15 protein-coding genes are annotated in these 17,293 nt (G+C 41.4%); 5 read left to right on the top strand and 10 right to left on the bottom strand.

Translation table 11 applies throughout. The annotated features are described in order from the left end of the window. Nucleotides 1-665: 665 nt before the first annotated feature. From PALPR_RS14660 to PALPR_RS14650, 3 genes are all read right to left on the bottom strand, one after another. Entirely contained in the window at nucleotides 666-1,055 is a 390-nt protein-coding gene (locus tag PALPR_RS14660) for a hypothetical protein (RefSeq protein ID WP_013446444.1), read from the bottom strand. Between the two features lie 292 nt (nucleotides 1,056-1,347). Then, nucleotides 1,348-2,235: a DUF6734 family protein gene (locus PALPR_RS14655; RefSeq protein ID WP_013446443.1), complete on the bottom strand. Its 888-nt coding sequence runs from the start codon at nucleotides 2,233-2,235 to the stop codon at nucleotides 1,348-1,350. A gap of 10 nt (nucleotides 2,236-2,245) precedes the next feature. After that, nucleotides 2,246-2,677, bottom strand: coding sequence for a hypothetical protein (locus PALPR_RS14650; RefSeq protein ID WP_013446442.1), 432 nt, complete (start codon nucleotides 2,675-2,677; stop codon nucleotides 2,246-2,248). A gap of 338 nt (nucleotides 2,678-3,015) precedes the next feature. Between PALPR_RS14650 and PALPR_RS14645 the strand changes: the two genes are divergently transcribed. The 5 genes from PALPR_RS14645 (at nucleotide 3,016) to PALPR_RS14625 (ending at nucleotide 9,477) form a co-directional block, all read left to right on the top strand. After that, complete coding sequence (locus PALPR_RS14645; protein ID WP_049777051.1) at nucleotides 3,016-3,684, top strand: hypothetical protein; 669 nt, start codon at nucleotides 3,016-3,018, stop codon at nucleotides 3,682-3,684. A 6-nt stretch (nucleotides 3,685-3,690) separates the two neighbouring features. Then, entirely contained in the window at nucleotides 3,691-6,867 is a 3,177-nt protein-coding gene (locus PALPR_RS14640; RefSeq protein WP_013446440.1) for a TonB-dependent receptor, read from the top strand. A 30-nt stretch (nucleotides 6,868-6,897) separates the two neighbouring features. Beyond that, entirely contained in the window at nucleotides 6,898-7,665 is a 768-nt protein-coding gene (locus tag PALPR_RS14635; RefSeq protein WP_013446439.1) for a glycerophosphodiester phosphodiesterase, read from the top strand. Between the two features lie 166 nt (nucleotides 7,666-7,831). After that, the gene (locus tag PALPR_RS14630; protein WP_013446438.1) at nucleotides 7,832-8,386 is read left to right on the top strand and encodes a cysteine hydrolase family protein; all 555 of its coding nucleotides are present in this window, start codon (nucleotides 7,832-7,834) and stop codon (nucleotides 8,384-8,386) included. A gap of 11 nt (nucleotides 8,387-8,397) precedes the next feature. Continuing rightward, nucleotides 8,398-9,477: an SGNH/GDSL hydrolase family protein gene (locus PALPR_RS14625; protein ID WP_013446437.1), complete on the top strand. Its 1,080-nt coding sequence runs from the start codon at nucleotides 8,398-8,400 to the stop codon at nucleotides 9,475-9,477. A 78-nt stretch (nucleotides 9,478-9,555) separates the two neighbouring features. On the opposite strand, the gene PALPR_RS14620 is transcribed toward PALPR_RS14625, so the two are convergent. The 7 genes from PALPR_RS14620 to PALPR_RS14590 form a co-directional block, all read right to left on the bottom strand. Further along, on the bottom strand, nucleotides 9,556-11,976 hold the full coding sequence (locus tag PALPR_RS14620; RefSeq protein WP_013446436.1) for a TonB-dependent receptor: 2,421 nt from the start codon (nucleotides 11,974-11,976) through the stop codon (nucleotides 9,556-9,558). Nucleotides 11,977-12,172: 196 nt separating this feature from the next. Continuing rightward, nucleotides 12,173-12,511 (bottom strand): hypothetical protein, encoded by a 339-nt coding sequence (locus PALPR_RS14615; RefSeq protein ID WP_013446435.1) that lies wholly within the window; start codon nucleotides 12,509-12,511, stop codon nucleotides 12,173-12,175. Between the two features lie 177 nt (nucleotides 12,512-12,688). Continuing rightward, nucleotides 12,689-13,558, bottom strand: a complete 870-nt coding sequence (locus PALPR_RS14610; protein ID WP_013446434.1) for a protoheme IX farnesyltransferase — start codon at nucleotides 13,556-13,558, stop codon at nucleotides 12,689-12,691. After that, the gene (coxB, locus tag PALPR_RS14605; RefSeq protein ID WP_013446433.1) at nucleotides 13,555-14,469 is read right to left on the bottom strand and encodes a cytochrome c oxidase subunit II; all 915 of its coding nucleotides are present in this window, start codon (nucleotides 14,467-14,469) and stop codon (nucleotides 13,555-13,557) included. The genes PALPR_RS14610 and coxB overlap by 4 nt, the downstream gene beginning before the upstream one ends. A gap of 62 nt (nucleotides 14,470-14,531) precedes the next feature. Continuing rightward, nucleotides 14,532-14,816, bottom strand: coding sequence for a cytochrome C oxidase subunit IV family protein (locus PALPR_RS14600; RefSeq protein WP_013446432.1), 285 nt, complete (start codon nucleotides 14,814-14,816; stop codon nucleotides 14,532-14,534). A 70-nt stretch (nucleotides 14,817-14,886) separates the two neighbouring features. Next, complete coding sequence (locus PALPR_RS14595) at nucleotides 14,887-15,504, bottom strand: cytochrome c oxidase subunit 3 family protein (protein ID WP_013446431.1); 618 nt, start codon at nucleotides 15,502-15,504, stop codon at nucleotides 14,887-14,889. A gap of 176 nt (nucleotides 15,505-15,680) precedes the next feature. Continuing rightward, nucleotides 15,681-17,291, bottom strand: coding sequence for a cytochrome c oxidase subunit I (locus PALPR_RS14590; protein ID WP_013446430.1), 1,611 nt, complete (start codon nucleotides 17,289-17,291; stop codon nucleotides 15,681-15,683). Between the last annotated feature and the right edge of the window lie 2 nt (nucleotides 17,292-17,293).

The raw sequence follows: 17,293 nt of genomic DNA, 5'->3' as shown, positions 1-17,293 counted from the left end.
AACAGACTACTCCCCTACTTGCCATAAAAAAGGCAGGCCGATTCTCCCGAATCAGTCTGCCGCAAAACTATAATCTAAACCTTCAACCTACATTGCTTATGACAAACAAGCGGGACAAATATAGTACTTTTTTTGTTATGTATACATATTTAAATGAAAATATTTAACTTTTCTAAAAAGCAGTTAGTATTTACCAATTGAAAAGTAAGGGTTCAACTAGTGCACTTCTGTATAACTAGGGTGTACAGAAAGAAAAAAGAACGCAAATTATGCAAACAACCGCAAATGAATACAAGTTATAAACGACTAATATAGGTCTGTTTACAAAAACAGCATTTGCGTGGATTTGTGTAATTTGCGTTCAAAAAAAACACTTGTCGGACAGCCTCGTTTTATTGAGTTGAAATTACAACCCTCCTACCTTTCCTCTTAAGTAAATGATAGTTATTGTTGACATGTTTTTTGTCACATAGTTCACACTAGTTTTAAATAGGAAATACAAGACTAAGAACACATAGCATTATCCCGAATACGGGATAATTTCAGACTGAGCAAAAGTATCGTCAGATACTTTTACTATGTGACCTAAGTCTTTTTCCTCTCCTTGATTTCTATGTGCTCTATTGTGCTAAAATATATCATTAAATATTAATAACTACTTATTCTCAGGCATGATGACGTAATGCCACCAGCAATCCCCCGGTTAAGTAAGCTGCCACCCACCAAATATAAGCTCCGCGGGTATACCGACTCAGGCTTTTGTTTACCGGTCGAGCTGAACCGTTCTTCAGTTTATGCCTCCACAGCAACAGCGTGTCAACACTCATCCCGAGCAGGGATGAATAACCGATTATGCCATGAAAGGTTAGTTCTCCCTGCGATGACCCCAGTATCATAAGTACGGTGGCTGTACAATCGAGCACAACACCTACGGTAAAAAACAACAACACCCGCGAAGTTACGAGCTTGTGGCGTTGCTCTTTGAAAAAGCCGGTGGTATAGAATAGCAGAGCCAGTGTTACCACCATCGAACCGATCATTGAGTAGATTTTCATTCTGTATTTATTGTCAAGTTTAATTATCGTATGTATATGCTCGAAATTAGTTTATATTATTTTGATACGCCCCTAAATCCCCTAAAGGGGACTTTTGCCGTGTGAAAATGTTGATTCTTTCTGCACATATCGCACTTAGGTAGCCCCCTTTAGGGGGTTGGGGGCAGTTAATGCAGAGTTTTTAACCTAAACTAATTCATGGTACGCACTTATGTTGTATATATTTTAAATCCGAAGCACTTGGATGTGAACTGAAAACCGGCAAAGCCAATAACTCCCTACGATTGGACAATCAGAGGCATTGAACAGCTATTTTCAGTTCTTCGGAGAAATAAGCTTGCACATAGCGCTGAAAAAAGCGGTTTGTTTCAAGCTCTTTACCCAGTGTTTTGATCAGCTGCCTGCAATAAACGGCTTGCAGGTTCTCATTCCGGCGCAACAGGCCTTTAAATCCCCAAAGATGGACAACGGTTTCGTTGGTGCCCGAAAACGGAGCGGGGAGCAAATACTGTACGGGCATCTTTTTATAATCGGCACATATAGAGAGTAATCTTTGCTCCGCAAAAACCATCTGAGAAACCATCTCCATGGGCTTGTCGGTATTATGAAACATAAATCGTTTGGCTTCTCCGAGGTAAAAGTCTTTAAACGGGTCATCCGCAATATACAAAAAGGCTGTATTGGACGGCAGTACTTCCCAGTTATAAAAAGGCGGAAAACTGAAATCGCGCGGGCACTTCAATACATCGGGACTCAGATAGGCCTCACCGTTCAGTTCCTCGGGGTGCAGCGCGGTTATTTTCTGATTTTTCAACAGCTTCTGCAGTGGGCGTGTGATAATTAAATCGGTATCGAGCATTACACACGGTGTCGCCTGTTTTTCCAGCGCTATCAACTTGCCTGCTGCCCAAAATACTTCTGCGTCAATCGGATAATCGGTCATTTCAAGCACATCGGTATCGATGCCTCCATCCCACAGTCCGAGCAGTTCCCTGTCCCGGAGAAACTCATACCCTGTTTTATCGGTATAAAGACTTATAGAGCCGTTGTGTTTTTGCCACATCAAAGCAGACAGCACCATGGTCAGTATCTCCGCATCATTCATGCTGAAATGCTCACCCTTGTCGGTCGAAGGTTTTGTCCATAAAACATGAAAGGCTGTATTGGAGGAATGCTGCATACTTTTTTCGTTATAAACCGATCAGATGACCACCTACCATACCGCCAACATTATCCGAAGATAGTAAATCAGCCCCCGTGTGGTAACTGCTTAGGGCATGTTCTTCGCATAAGCTATCGGGGTTGGGGGCAGCAAGGGGCAATGTATCAAACGTGGCTTTGTCCACGTAGCAAAACTGAGCTTGCAGTCTCAGAAAATGATATAAAACCACACTATTGTTGTTGCGATAGTCGGCTAATAGTCCGAAGAATAAGTCCAGGTCACGCTCCACAGTCCGATAATTCAAACGCTCACTTTCGCAATAGGCTTTCAGGTGCTTTTTTCCGCTTTCCAGGTTTTCGGGATGCGCCATGGCATCAGTCAACAAGCTGATCATAAAGCGCTTCATCGCTCCCGAAACCCGTTGACCGGTGTGTGCTGCAATTGTTGACTTAGTGGGCATATCCTGCTGATAGTGAAAAGATGAAAGATTATCACTACAAATATACAGGTTTGTTACATATAAGTCATCATTCCGGGTTGGTTTTGTTATTTGGTTCCCGGAAAAAGAATAATTGAGTGTAGTAAGCGATGAGATATGATACTAATATCAGGGTCTCGCGATTTTTAATCGCGCATTTGGTAACCGTGATTAAAAATCGCGAGACCCAAAATATCTATCAATTATAAAATATAAACTAAATATAACCTTCATTAGGTTGTATTCAGTTTGAAACATCAGACATCTACTTTTGTGCAGTAAAATAGACGTTTTACCATCTCCACTAAATTAAATAAGTTATGAAAATCTGCTTAAAATCCATGCTGCTAACAGCATTACTGATAACAGTAGCTGCAACGCAAATAGAAGCTAAAGACAATAAAAACGACGAAAAACCGAACCTGAAAAAAATTCTAATCCTGGGTCTAAAGGATAATATCAAATCCGATTATTACTACAAGGAGCTAATTGCCGAAGAGTCGGGTATTCCTCAAGACAGTCTGGAAGTGGTATTTAACCGCACCATAGCGGGCAATATCACACAGTCGCGCGGAGGTTTCGTTCAGGCCGGTAACATCGAAAAGTGTAACAACATACTGAACAATATAACTGTAACGGGCGAACAGGACGAATGCACAACAGATTTATCGCAGGTAGACAGTCAGTGTTTCCGCGACCTGTTATCGGGCACCGGTGCCGAATATGTGCTCATTCTGAGTCGCCATTTCCTGCGCAAGCAGGATCAACCGTTCAATACGGTGTTCTACTTTGTAAGCTATAGTCTATTCAACAAAGAAAAAAAGGAAATCAGCCGCGGATCGAACTACTTCACCACCATGCATCTGGAAACAGCCGAAGTAATGAAAAAGAACAGCCGCAAGACATCCGACAAAATAGCGACTACCGTGCTGAAACTGATAGAGCAACAATCAACAGAATCATCAAACGTATTACTCTCAAAAAATTAAACTCCAATGAAACATTTTTCTCTCAAGTATTTGTTGCTACTGCTTGTAGCAACACTAGGATTGTTTTGTCCTCAACTAGCCATGGCTCAAGCCACGCATGCCACCATTGTAGGTAAGATTACCGACAGCAAAGGTGAAACAGTAATTGGTGCTACGGTGTTCGTACGCAACGAGTCGACAGGTTTTTCGACAGCAGTAATCACCAACGAGAAAGGAGATTATACCATCCAACAGGTTCCACTCGGATCTCCCTACACCGTTACAGCTAAATATGTAGGTTACGGAGAGCAAAGAAAAACAGGATATACCTTAAACCAGGGAGATATGCTTCGCGTAAACTTCACGATGAAGGAACAATCAGTCACCATAGACGAAGTGCAGGTGGTTGCTAATTCTCTACGCAAATCGGCTTCCAATACAGGTGCTGCAACGGCAGTGAGTGCCAAAACCATATCTGTACTTCCTGTGAACGGTAGAAATTTCACATCGCTCATCGATTTATCGCCGCTTAGCACCGGTAGTAGTCTGGGTGGTCAGCTCTCAACTTCTACGAACTTCACTATCGACGGGATGACAGCTAAAAACCCAACTTCGGGCGGTACAACCAACCGCAACGGAGGTCCGTATGCGATAACCATGGAAGCTGTCCGCGAATTTGAAGTTGTTACCAATCAATATGACGTTACATTTGGTCGTAGCGGTGGTGGAACCATCAGTACTGTTACCAAGTCAGGAACTAACACCCTAAAGGGAAGTACATTCCTTTTTAGCCGTGCCAACTGGCTTTCGAGCCCGTATGACATTCAGGGACGCGACCGCAAAGTAGATTTCTCTACCTATCAGTACGGAGGTTCGCTGGGTGGAGCCATTATCAAAGACCGTGCACATTTCTTTATTGCCTGGGATCATCAGGAAGATAACCGCCCACTCTACATTGCCGATATACAGGATGCGGCTGACGAAAAGAAATACAACCTTTCTCAGACGTCTCTGAATCGCTTTTTATCCATTGCCCGTGCCAAATACGGAGTAGCCGACAGTCCGCAAACAGGTTCATTTAATAAAAATCAGGGTACCGATGCCATATTTGCCCGTGTTGACTGGCAGCTGAATCCTACCAACCTGTTAACAGTAAGAGACAACTACTGTAACGACCGCAACAAGCAAAAGCTGGATGACAACACCACTATCAATCTGTACGAAGTGTATGGTGATGTAAAATCTGTGGACAACAGTTTACTGGCTACGCTACGCTCGGTATTCGGTCCGAAAACGGTAAATGAATTGAAACTCCAACATCTTTACACTTCGGAAAATAGTACACCAAACACACAATTGCCTACCGACAATATTCCCCGTGCTATTGTACAAAATATAAAATCATCCGTTGATGGTAAAGATGTGTATACCAACATTCAGCTTGGCGGTCAGCGTTATTGCCCTGAGAATTTTTACAACAACGTTATTCACCTTATTGATAATTTATACTATAACACTAAACGTATAAATTACACTCTGGGCCTTGACTTTATGTACAGCAATATGAACTCGCGTTACGGAAGCGAGGCAAACGGACGTTTTTACTATAACGGACTGGATGCTTTCGATAATAATCAACCATACCGCTATGCCCGCGAAATCTATCTGACCAACGACCAACGCGTAAGAGAAAACATTATCAACTCAGGAATATACGGACAATTGCAAACCAAACTGTTCAAAGGATTTGAGCTGATGGCCGGATTACGTTTGGATTATGCCGATTATCTGAATGCAGGGGCATTTAATCAAACCGTATTCAATACACTCGGATTGCGCACAGACAACAAGTTGTCCACTATTCAGATTCAACCCCGTATCCAAACTACATGGGATATCGACGATAAACACGCTGACATTATCCGCTTAGGAGCAGGTGTTTTTGCCTCGGACATAAACAACTACGCTATGATTAATAACATGGTATTCGACGGAACACGCACGGCCAGTGTAGACATTCAGGGTGCATTGGTGCCTACCGCTAATTTTGCAGGCTACCGGAGTAATCCGGCTAGTGCTCCCGGTGCCGATTTATTCAACAATCCATCGATTCCAAAAATATCAACCATCAATATGAATGCTTCCGATGTGGCTGTGCCGGTAGTGTATAAAGCCAACCTGTCTTACACTCACTTCTTCTCCGATGTGCTTAAAGTGGGCGTAAGTGCCTACGCAACACTGGGACGCAACAACTACATGTATGTGGATGCCAACATGGTAGACCAACCTTTTTTCAGAATTGCCTCAGAAGGAAACCGGGGTGTATATGTTCCGGCGGCTAATATTTCTGCCACCAGCGGTACTTCCAACTGGATGGATGGTCGTAAGAGTACCGCTGTAGGTCGTGTATTGGAAATGAACAGCAAAGGCAAAGTAAATCAATATGCTTTTGTGATAGATGGTACATACCGTTACTTCCGCGACGGCGAAATCTCGATGAGTTACACCTGGAACGACACAAAAGATAACACTTCCTACACCGGAAACGTGGCTAACTCTGCGACACTGGCTCAGATGGTAACAGATGATCCACGCGATTTAAGCCAAATGAGCTACTCTAACAATCAGTTCCGCAACAAAATTGTGGTGTATGGTACTGCTCCATCATTCTGGGGAGTAAATCTTGGTGTACGGTTTTCGGGAATGAGCGGCACACGTTACTCGATGATAGTAAATGGAAATGTGAACGGCGACTTTGTGGCTACCAACGACCTGGCTTATGTTTTTGATCCGAACAGTGCCAGCACGTCGACAACACTCAAACAGGGCATTCAGGCATTGCTCGACAACCCGAGCGTAGAAGGTAGCTTCAAGGATTACATACGCAACAGCATTGGCAAAGTGGCCAAAAGAAACGGAGGAGTAAACGGTTTCTACGGTACAATAGATCTTCGTTTATCTAAGAAAATCAAAACATTTAAATCGCAAAGTCTTGAAATTTCAGCCGATATATTTAACTTTGCCAACCTGCTAAACAAAAGCTGGGGTGTAAATCACGCACTTGGCACACAGGCTATTTATGTGGTAAAAGGGTTCGATGCTACGAAAAAAGAATTTGTTTATGCTGTAAATCCAAGCGCAGGCGTTTCTCCATTAAGCGGTAATCCCTATCAAATACAAATCGGATTGCGTTATGCGTTCTAAATGATTGAGAATTATAAAATAAATTATCGTATGAAAAAGATTATATCCATTACAGCCGTTTTGCTCCTGGTTTCCTTTGCTATGGTGGCTAAAACGCAAATCATTGCCCACAGGGGATACTGGAAAAAAGCCGGATCGGCACAAAACTCCGTTTCGTCATTGAAAAATGCTCAGGAGAATGCATTTTACGGTTCCGAGTTGGATGTTCATATAACTGTCGACAATGTGGTGGTAGTTTGCCATGATGACTCTATACAGCATCACGATATCAACACCTCTACCTACGCCGAACTGAAAGATCTGAAACTTGGCAACGGAGAAGTTATGCCTACACTGGAAGCCTATTTGAAGCAGGAAAGAAAGAATACGCAAACCAAACTTATCATCGAAATCAAATACAAAAAAGATGCTGAGCTGGAGAAAAAAACCGCTAAATCGGTTGTGGATTTGGTGAAGAAATTCGGAATGGAGAAAGATGTGGAATACATATCGTTCAGTATGAATATCTGCAAAGAGTTGCTACTGCTTACCCATAATTCACCTGTAGCCTATCTGGCATACAAAGACTTGGTATTTTCGCCAAAAGAGCTCAAAGAAATAGGCGTTTCCGGCTTAGATTATCACTATGCATTGCTTTTTCAAAAGCCCGAATGGATTGCCGAAGCCAAAGCATTGGGACTTACTACCAATGCCTGGACAGTGAACAACGCGGCAGATATGCAAAAGCTGATAGATCTTGATATCGACTTTATTACCACCGATGAACCTGTAAAAGCTACCGAAGTGGCGAACAAATAATCATTCAGGTATTGCAACCGGCAAACATAGCGGGGCGGATAATGTATCCGCCCCGCTGCTTTATCTGAAACAAGCTCCGATTATTTATCTTACAGTTATCACTTTCCACATTTTTAGTTTTATATTTGCATAATAAAATAAAACCGCTAAATCAGAGCAGAAAACAATGAAAACAGCCCTGTTATTAATAGATATACAAAACGATTATTTTGAAGGTGGAACCATGACCTTAGTAAATGCTGACCACGCAAGTGAAAATGCAAAGTTACTACTGAAAAATTTCAGAAACAAAAATTTGCACATCATTCATATTCAACACATCGCCACTAAACCCGGAGCTACTTTCTTTTTGCCTGAAACTGTTGGAGCCGAAATACACAAAAATATACAGCCTGAGAGTAACGAAAAAGTAATTATAAAACATTTCCCCAATAGTTTCCGGGAAACGGAGTTGTTGAGCTACCTGAATGCTAACGAAATTTCCGACTTGGTGATAGCAGGTATGATGACGCATATGTGTATCGATGCTACAACACGTGCTGCTAAAGACCTGGGCTATACTTGCACGCTGGTTGGCGATGCCTGTGCCACCCGAAACCTGGAGATACACGGTGAAAAAGTGCAGGCAGCCGATGTGCATAATGCTTTTCTGGCAGCTTTAAACACTACGTATGCAAGTATAGTGACCACTCACGACTATCTGACACAAAATCAAATTTAAATCTAATCTATATGGCAAAAATCAAATCCTTTTTTCTACTGCTGACGTTGCTGCTCCTGACTAACAGCACACAGGCAAAAACAGTGAAATTCAACAATCCTAACATCAGTTACGAAGGCAGAATTCTGTATCGTCCCGATGCAGCCGTACTGTCTTGGTCAGGTACCTCGGTTACTATCAAATTTAAAGGTACCAAAATATCTGCCGAGATACAGGACCTGGACACAGCCAACTACTACAATGTGATAGTCGATAACAAAGTAAGTTTCAAGTTGCACACCGAAACCGCTAAGAAGAAATACCTTCTTGCTTCCGGATTATCGAACGGAAATCATACCGTTCAGTTGTTCAAGCGTACCGAATGGGACAAAGGGAAAACACTATTCTTTGGTTTTGAAACTCCCGATGGCACGAAGTTGCTTCCTCCGGCTGCTCCTAAGAAAAGAAAAATTGAATTCTTCGGTAATTCCATCACCTGTGGTTATGCCATTGAAGACTACACCGGAAAAGATTCGGGCACAGGATATTACGAAAATAATTACCTGACTTATGCTGCACTTACGGCCAGACATTTCAATGCGCAATATCATTGCACTTCCAAAAGCGGAATAGGCATCATGGTTAGCTGGTTTCCACTTATCATGCCTGAAATGTACAACCGCACCGATGCTACCGACTCAACTTCGACCTGGGATTTCTCCCGATATACTCCCGATGTGGTGGTGATTAATCTGTTTCAGAATGATTCATGGATTGTAAAGCAGCACAATAATCCTGAATTTAAAAGAAGATTCGGAACAACCGAGCCCGGAGAAGATTATATAGTAGCCGCTTACAAAAATTTTGTGGCTACCATACGCAGCAAATACCCCAAAGCCTCCATCATTTGTGCATTGGGCAGCATGGATGCTACCCGCGAAGGTTCTCCCTGGCCGGGATATGTTCAAAAAGCTACCGCACAATTAAACGACCCGAAACTATACACTTGTTTTTTCAAATTTAAAAACGCGAACGGACATCCCAACGTAGCCGAACAAAAAACGATGGCCGATACACTGATTAGCTTTATCGATAAAAATATTAAGTGGTAAGTGTACCAGACCATTTGCCTTTTATAAATAAGCCCTTTAACCGAAAACGATTAAAGGGCTTATTCTTTTTCTTGCTGCTTACAGATTAACCGGGACAATCAGTTTAAAACTAAAGTTTCGGCCCATATTATAAACCCCTACCCTACCGGTAGTATAGTTTTCAGCCTCGTACTTCAGTCGGCTCAGGTGACTCTGATAAGCCACATCGGCCAGATTTGTACCGCTTATGTAAATAGTACACAACGTACGTTTATTCCAAACAATGTCGGTACCAATGCCGGCATTCAGCAGGGTATAAGCATCGGTAGGAGTTTCCGTTCCGTAAGCCGAATAAACATGGTTCTGTTTAAAATCATGTTCCATACCAAACGACACATAGGTGTTTTTCAACGATTTGAATGTATGGTTCAGGTCAACACGGATGTCCGAAGTCCATCTGGGAGCAGGTGTAAACGGCAGATAACGTGTAGAATCGGTTTGATTCTTCAACTCCGAATACACATACGAGAAACTATTTTCGAAATGCAACCAATCCAACGGATGTGGATGAATATCCAGATAAGCCTCGCCACCAAACAGCAATGCATTGCCCGAATCAAACTTATAAGTAGAGAAACCGCTTTGAATAGAGTCTCCACCATTCACACTATTGATTTTGTGCGAATAAATGTAGTTCCGGATGTTGTTGGCAAACAGATTGACCTTAGCCGTTACATGCTCGGTGTTGTAACCCAACTCGTAATCCAGCTGAAGGCTGTGCTCCGATTTTAAACCTGAATTTCCAATTTCATAACGTACCGTTCCATCGTGTACTCCGTTGGCAGCAAGCTCACCAATGCTTGGTGCGCGGAAACCCTGAGAGATATTCAATTTGGTAATCCAGTTGTCGCTCAGCTGTAAAGTAGCTCCTAAACTTCCGCTTACACCATTAAAGTCTTTCGAAAAAGCGAAGAAGCGCTGCGTAGCTGTAGGATCGGAAGCTGTTGTTTTAGCATCGTTGGCATCCAGATAAAGAGACTTTCCGGTTTCAGACCGATTGTCGAAACGTAGTCCGCCGCTGATATCCAACTTACCTATTGTTTTTTTAGCCACTGCAAATGCTCCTACGTCAAACAAGCCATACTCCGGCACCAGGAACTCGGTTCCTTTGTTCAACGAGCGTTGGCCCATACCACTTACCCCAAACGAGAAACTGTAGCCATTCAGGTCGGCCGACTGGTAATGCACATCATAGTTCAGGGTGTGAAGCTGGAAGTACAAGCCATAATTATTGGGAGTAAGCACATCGGCAAATTCCTGTCTGCGATTTTGTTGGTATCCCAAAGTAGCTTTCAGACTTCCGTCGCCCAGCAAGATATTGTTATTCCACACGGCTTTGTAATGATAAACCTGCTGAAAAGGCATCTGATGACTATAGGTAGTAAGATCATTATGTGTTGCTATCGCACTACCTACCGTACCGTCAGGCAGTACAATATCTTTCACGAATTTGCCCGAAAGACTATCCCTGTTACCTTCCACAATGCCCGGAGTAAGATGATACATGCTAAGCGTCAGGTGAGAATATCCCCACCAGTTACTTATCCCCACTAAAGCCGAAGCTGCATTTTCTTTAAAACCGGAATCGTACACATAACCGTCGTACTTGTTCTGATAAGCATGTGCCTCTTTACCGCTGTAGCGCAAATCCCATACAAAGGTCTTTTTATGTCCTGCGTAGTCCAGCGAGTAAGCCATCAGCCCGTTGTTAGTCTGATAATTTGCACTGGCATTAAGCTGCACTTTACCCTGAGGTAATATGGGTGCAGAGAAAAAGCTGACCACCCCTGCCATAGCATCGGAGCCATAGAGTAAACTGGCCGGTCCCTTCAATATCTCAGCCCGGTTCACCTGATTTTCATCAATCTCAATTCCGTGCTCGTCGCCCCATTGCTGACCTTCCTGACGCACTCCGTCATTCACCACTACTACCCGGTTATAACCCAAACCACGAATCACCGGCTTGGAAATACCACCTCCGGTTGTAATTTGCGACACACCCGGCTGCGAACTCAGCGCATCGATAAGATTGGTGGATGGATGTTGTTGCAAATCTGCCAATGAGACAATGCTCACTGGCGTTGGCGTTTTAGTTAGTTGCGATGTAATTGCTTGTCCCGTAACAGTCACTTCACTTATTTCCGTAATCGACTCCTGCATTACAAAATCCTTTCGGGTAGTTGATGCCAAATCTATATTCTCCAGTATCATTTTGTAGCCCAGCGAACTGATCTGAATTAAAACGGTTCGTCCGGGTAGATTATTTATTTGGTAGTTTCCGTTATTATCGGTTACAGCTCCGGTTTTCAGTTCCTGGAAGTAAATGTTGGCTCCTATTATCGGTTCGCCGTTCTTATCGGTTATTTTTCCTTGTAGGCTTGTTTGTCCCATAGCAGTCACTTCAGCGTAACTGCCTAAGGCCACAACAAGCGAGATGAAAAGTAAATATATTTTTTTCATTTTTGTTGTATATAATAAAGTAGATGAATAATGAGTGTTTCGTTAGCATCAGGCATATGCAACAATCGTAAGCTCTGAAATCAACAGTAGAACCGATGATACCATACAGCGATTATCAAATCGACAGCACGAAATAATGCAACGAAGCAGCGCAATAAGAAGGTAATTCCTATCGCTAAAAAAGAAATGCTATGTATTAAAGTGTGGGAGGTCCCCGTAGGAGGAAATGATGTGAGCTTTGCTGAATAATCCGCTCGATGGTTCGGGGAGTAATTTCAACCGCAAAAGTAACATCAGCTTTAGGCACGTAAACCTGAGCCTGAGGTATAAAAAAGCAAAATTCAAAATTACAGATTGCACAATCATGCTGTGGTGCGCTTACGGCTCCTGATTCGGTATGCACTTCCAGTGTCTCTGCCCGATCGTGGCTCACCAGCAATATGTGCAGCGGCTTTACCAGCAAAGAACCCAGCAGTACTGCTGAGAACAGCAGCGCCACAAGTGCATTGATTTTATGTCGAAAGGGGGTAAACATAATTCTGTAATTGAAGTGCAAAACTACAAAGAATAAAGCGAAAGTAGTTTTACAAAACTGTGAAATTAAACGATAAATGTATAACAGGCATCAAACAACCGATAACAAGGATTTGTTCTCGATCATCGGTTATAATACAGTTTTTACATTAGCGGAGAAAAAACAAAGGGCAGTATATTAAGGTGCAACCATGTGGAAAACAATCAGCATCAGCATGAAAAGCATCATGTAAACATTAATGCTCACAAATGATTTTCTGAAGTTTAGCTCAGCCACATTTCCAAATGAAAGACGGGTAAAAATGGCAATGAATGATAAATTCAGCGCGAAAATAATCAGGAAAAACGGTAAGGAGATATTGACAAGAAACAAAGGTACAATGATCGATGAAAATGAAGTAGCTACCACCCAGGCAAAAATAATCATCTTTAAATTACCTGAGTTCACGGCTTGATTAATCGTTTTAAATCCGGCCTCTTCGTATTCCTTTCCGTATTTTATCATCAATAGCCAAAAATGAGGTATTTGCCAGATAAACAAAAAAAAAGCAATAAAAATAATGGTAGGTTGAAGTACATAACCGCCTGCCGCTGCCCAACCCATAAAGGCTGGAATGGCTCCAACCAACGAACCGGGCACAACAGCGAAAGATGATACCCGCTTAAGATAAGTATAGATAAGATTATACCATACGAGATTCAGTAAGCCCAAGCCGGCTGTTATCGCACCAAAGTTATAGTACAAAACAAACAGACCAGCTAAACAGAACGCAACCGAAACTACCACTGCATTAGCCAGCGATATTTTGCCCGTAGGTATGGGACGATTCATCGTCCTTGGCATTTTGGCATCGTACTTACTTTCCTGACATTCATTCAGCGCACTCGACCCTCCGGCAAGCAAGAAAACTCCCAGTACCAACGTTATTATTTGAAGATCGAAGTGACCTGTGTAAACAACATAACCTGTAATAGCAGTAAAAGTAACCGCTATTGAAACCTTGTATTTAATCAGCGCCAGTATTATCTGTAAGTAATTTTTCATCATTTCAACGTTTTCAGATATTCATTTACAAGTTGAATATCTTTATCACTAATAACTCCCTTATACGCTTTCATTACACCTTGAGGAAAACCTGTAACAACATCTTTATTTGGTTCTACAATCGATGTTTTAATATACACACTGTCGGCAGTAACTTTGTGAGATGCACCATTCGTTGTTACTTCAACTGTTGAACCATAGAGCCCTTTAAACGTAGGACCTACAGATTTTGTTCCATCGATTGAATGGCAGGCGATACAACCATTCTTTTCCAATACTGTATGTCCCAGATTTGTATCCGCTTTCTTAACCGGCAGCGCAGCTAACCATTTATTATAATCGGCTTCACTTACAACTCGTATTATAGAATGCATATACGAGTGATTCACTCCACAATAAACAGTACAGTAAATATCAAAGTCACCCTGCTCACCTGCTGTGAACCACGAGTAATTCTTTTTCTGAGGCACCATGTCTTCTTTAATCCTGAATCCCGGAACAGAGAAACCATGCAAAACGTCTTTAGAACCTAAATTCACTTTTACCGACTTGTTTATTGGAACTACTAACGTGTCTGATGATTTATTGCCCGGATATATAAATTCATATTTCCACATAGAACCGATTGCAGTTACCTGTATTGCATCTTTTGGAGCCTGACGCATAGGTATAAAACCTTCCCAGCCAATATAAAACATATAAAGAACCAAAAGCATAGGAATAGTAATCCAGGTAATTTCCAACAATGAATTATCCTTTATTTGAACAGCCGGTTTGCCTTTCTTTTTATTATATTTCACAACGAAATAAATCATTGTAGCTGTGAGCGTAACAAGGAAAAAGACTGATATCCCTGTAATAATAAGGAATGCTGAATCTACTCCGTGAACAAAATTTGATGCGTTACTGAACATATGTTTTAATTTTTCAATTTACCTATTCTGAATATCTAATCAACTAATTTTTAATTAACCGATTATCTGTACGCATAATCGATAAATGTTATGAGTACAATTACTGCAAAAAGCACGAAGACCATACCTACCAAAATTCGCAGTAACAAACTTTCGTATTTCAAATGCATAAAGTTAGATAGCACTAAAAAGCCTTTTAATCCGGCAATCAATAATGCAACAGTAACTGTAAATGGTCCCAAGTGAAAAGCTGTTACACTTATAGTCAGAAAAGTAAGAAACATAAGTACTAACAAAACCTTTGCTAATACTCTATACTCGGTTGTATGTGTGGTATTATTCGCCATAATAATTTAAACTCTGGTATTAATAATTTCTGGTTCTTATATCTTGATTCTAAAACTTTTATCTCTACTATTATGTAATCAAATACATTAGCGGGAAAAGGAAAATCCAGATTAAATCAACAAGGTGCCAGTAAAGTGCTCCATTTTCAAGCAAAACATAATCCTTACTGTTGATATTTTTGCTTTTTACTTTGAAATAACAGACTACTAAAAGAGTCATTCCTATGATAATATGCAAAGCATGAAGCCCGGTCATAAAAAAGTAGAGACTGAAATAAAGTAAATGCCCCCTATCCAAAAATGGCATCAAAGTAGAACCCGGATATAAACCATGTTCGATTTTATGACCCCATTCAAAATATTTATTGACCAAAAATGCCAGTGCACAAAACAATGTTATTCCTATAAACACAAGAGCACGCTTTGGATCATTCTTTTGAGTGGCTGTCAGTGCCATGGCAATCGTCATACTACTAAAAAGCAGCACTATGGTATTGATTGCACCGATTGTAACACTTAATTCCAAACTGCTTTGGTGAAAAGCTGTTGGATATTCGGCTCTAAAAATGGAATAAACCAGAAATAAACCTCCAAACAATAATAGTTCAGTAAAAATAAAGAGCCACATTCCCAGTTTGGAAGCCTCGTCGTCTCTATGCTCTTCGATATGTATTGCCTTTTCGCTCATATGTTTTTCAATTGACCCCTAGCCCCTAAAGAGGAACTAGGTTAGTTTTATCTCCTATAAGATATTTAAAAGAGATTAATTATAAAATATTTATTTCAAATAAAGCACCCAAATCCCAAATCAAAAAAGAATTATGAAGACGAACTTCCATAATTCCCCTTCAGGGGTTAGGAGTCTTATTTGTAATCGTATGGATTTTTCTTGATTTCCGGTTCCTCATCAAAGTTCTCCAGCGATGGAGGCGACGGAATCTGCCACTCCAGTGTACTACCCTTCCATGGATTTGCGGGTGCAGGAGCACCTTTGCGCACTCCCTGTACCAATGTGTAAACCATCAATATCAGTCCTGATACCAGAATAAAACCACCTATTGATGACACAATCTGCATTGGTTGAAACTGTGGAGGATAATCAAAATATCTTCTTGGCATACCCTGAATTCCGATAATAAACTGCGGGAAGTACAATAAATTGAAACCTACAAAATTGATTCCCCAGGCTATATACGCCATTTTGAAATTATACATCCTTCCATACATTTTGGGTAACCAGTAATGAATGGCTGCGAAAAATGCAAAACCCATTCCTCCGAAAATTATATAATGGAAATGCGCCACCACAAAAGATGTATCATGTACTTGAACATTAGTAGCTACGGAGCCCAACAAAAGACCTGTGGTTCCACCAATGATAAAAAGGAAAATAAACGATATAGCATATAAAAACGGGGGTTTCACATCAATCGATCCTTTGTACATGGTCGATATCCAGTTAAACACTTTGATAGCACTTGGAACCGCAACAATAAATGTCAGCAAAGAAAAGAACCAGCGTGCCTGTTCGCTCATACCGGAAGTGTACATGTGATGACCCCACACAAGGAATCCAACTCCGGCAATGGCTAAACTTGAAATAGCTACGGCTTTATAACCATAAATTTGTCGTTGACAGAAAGTCGGAATGATTTCTGTAATTACTCCCATAGCCGGAAGTATCATTACATAAACCGCAGGGTGAGAATAAATCCAGAATAAGTGCTGGAATAACAGTGGATCACCGCCCAGGTTCGGATCAAAGAAACCTATCCCAAATAAACGTTCTGCAATCAACATTAAAAGTGTAATACCAATAATAGGCGTAGCCAGCAACTGTATCCAGGCTGTGGCATACAGTGCCCAAGGAAACAATGGCATATTAAAGAACTTCATACCCGGCGCCCGCATCTGATGAATGGTCACAATAAAATTTAAACCGGTCAGAATAGACGAGAAACCCAGCACAAAAGCGGCTGCAGTAGCCATTATTACATTGGTTCCCGTAGTCGAGCTATAAGGAGCATAAAAAGTCCATCCAGTATCAGGAGGTCCATCTTTCAACAATTGTGAAGCAACCGCCATAATACTTCCGGCTATAAAAATCCACCATGAGAAGCGATTCAGTTTAGGAAAAGCTACATCCTTTGCACCAATCATAATGGGCAAAAAGAAGTTTCCAAATACTGCTGACAGTCCCGGAATTACGACCATAAATATCATCAGAATTCCGTGAAGCGTAAAAACACCATTGTATGTCTGCGGTTTCATCACTGTCTCCCCCGGAGCTAACATCTCTAATTTCATCATCAACCCGAGAAATGCACCAATAAAAAAGAAAGCCATTATTGCATACATGTATAAAAGCCCGATTCGCTTGTGATCAGTGGCAAAAATCCATGCAAAAATTCCTTTATATTTACCTTTATGGTCGAGATAACTTACATATTCAGTTGTTACTGTTTCATTAGTCATAT

The organism is Paludibacter propionicigenes WB4 (genome assembly GCF_000183135.1).
In the GTDB taxonomy this organism is placed as follows: Bacteria; Bacteroidota; Bacteroidia; order Bacteroidales; family Paludibacteraceae; genus Paludibacter; species Paludibacter propionicigenes.
This window is presented reverse-complemented; position numbering and strand designations above follow the sequence as displayed.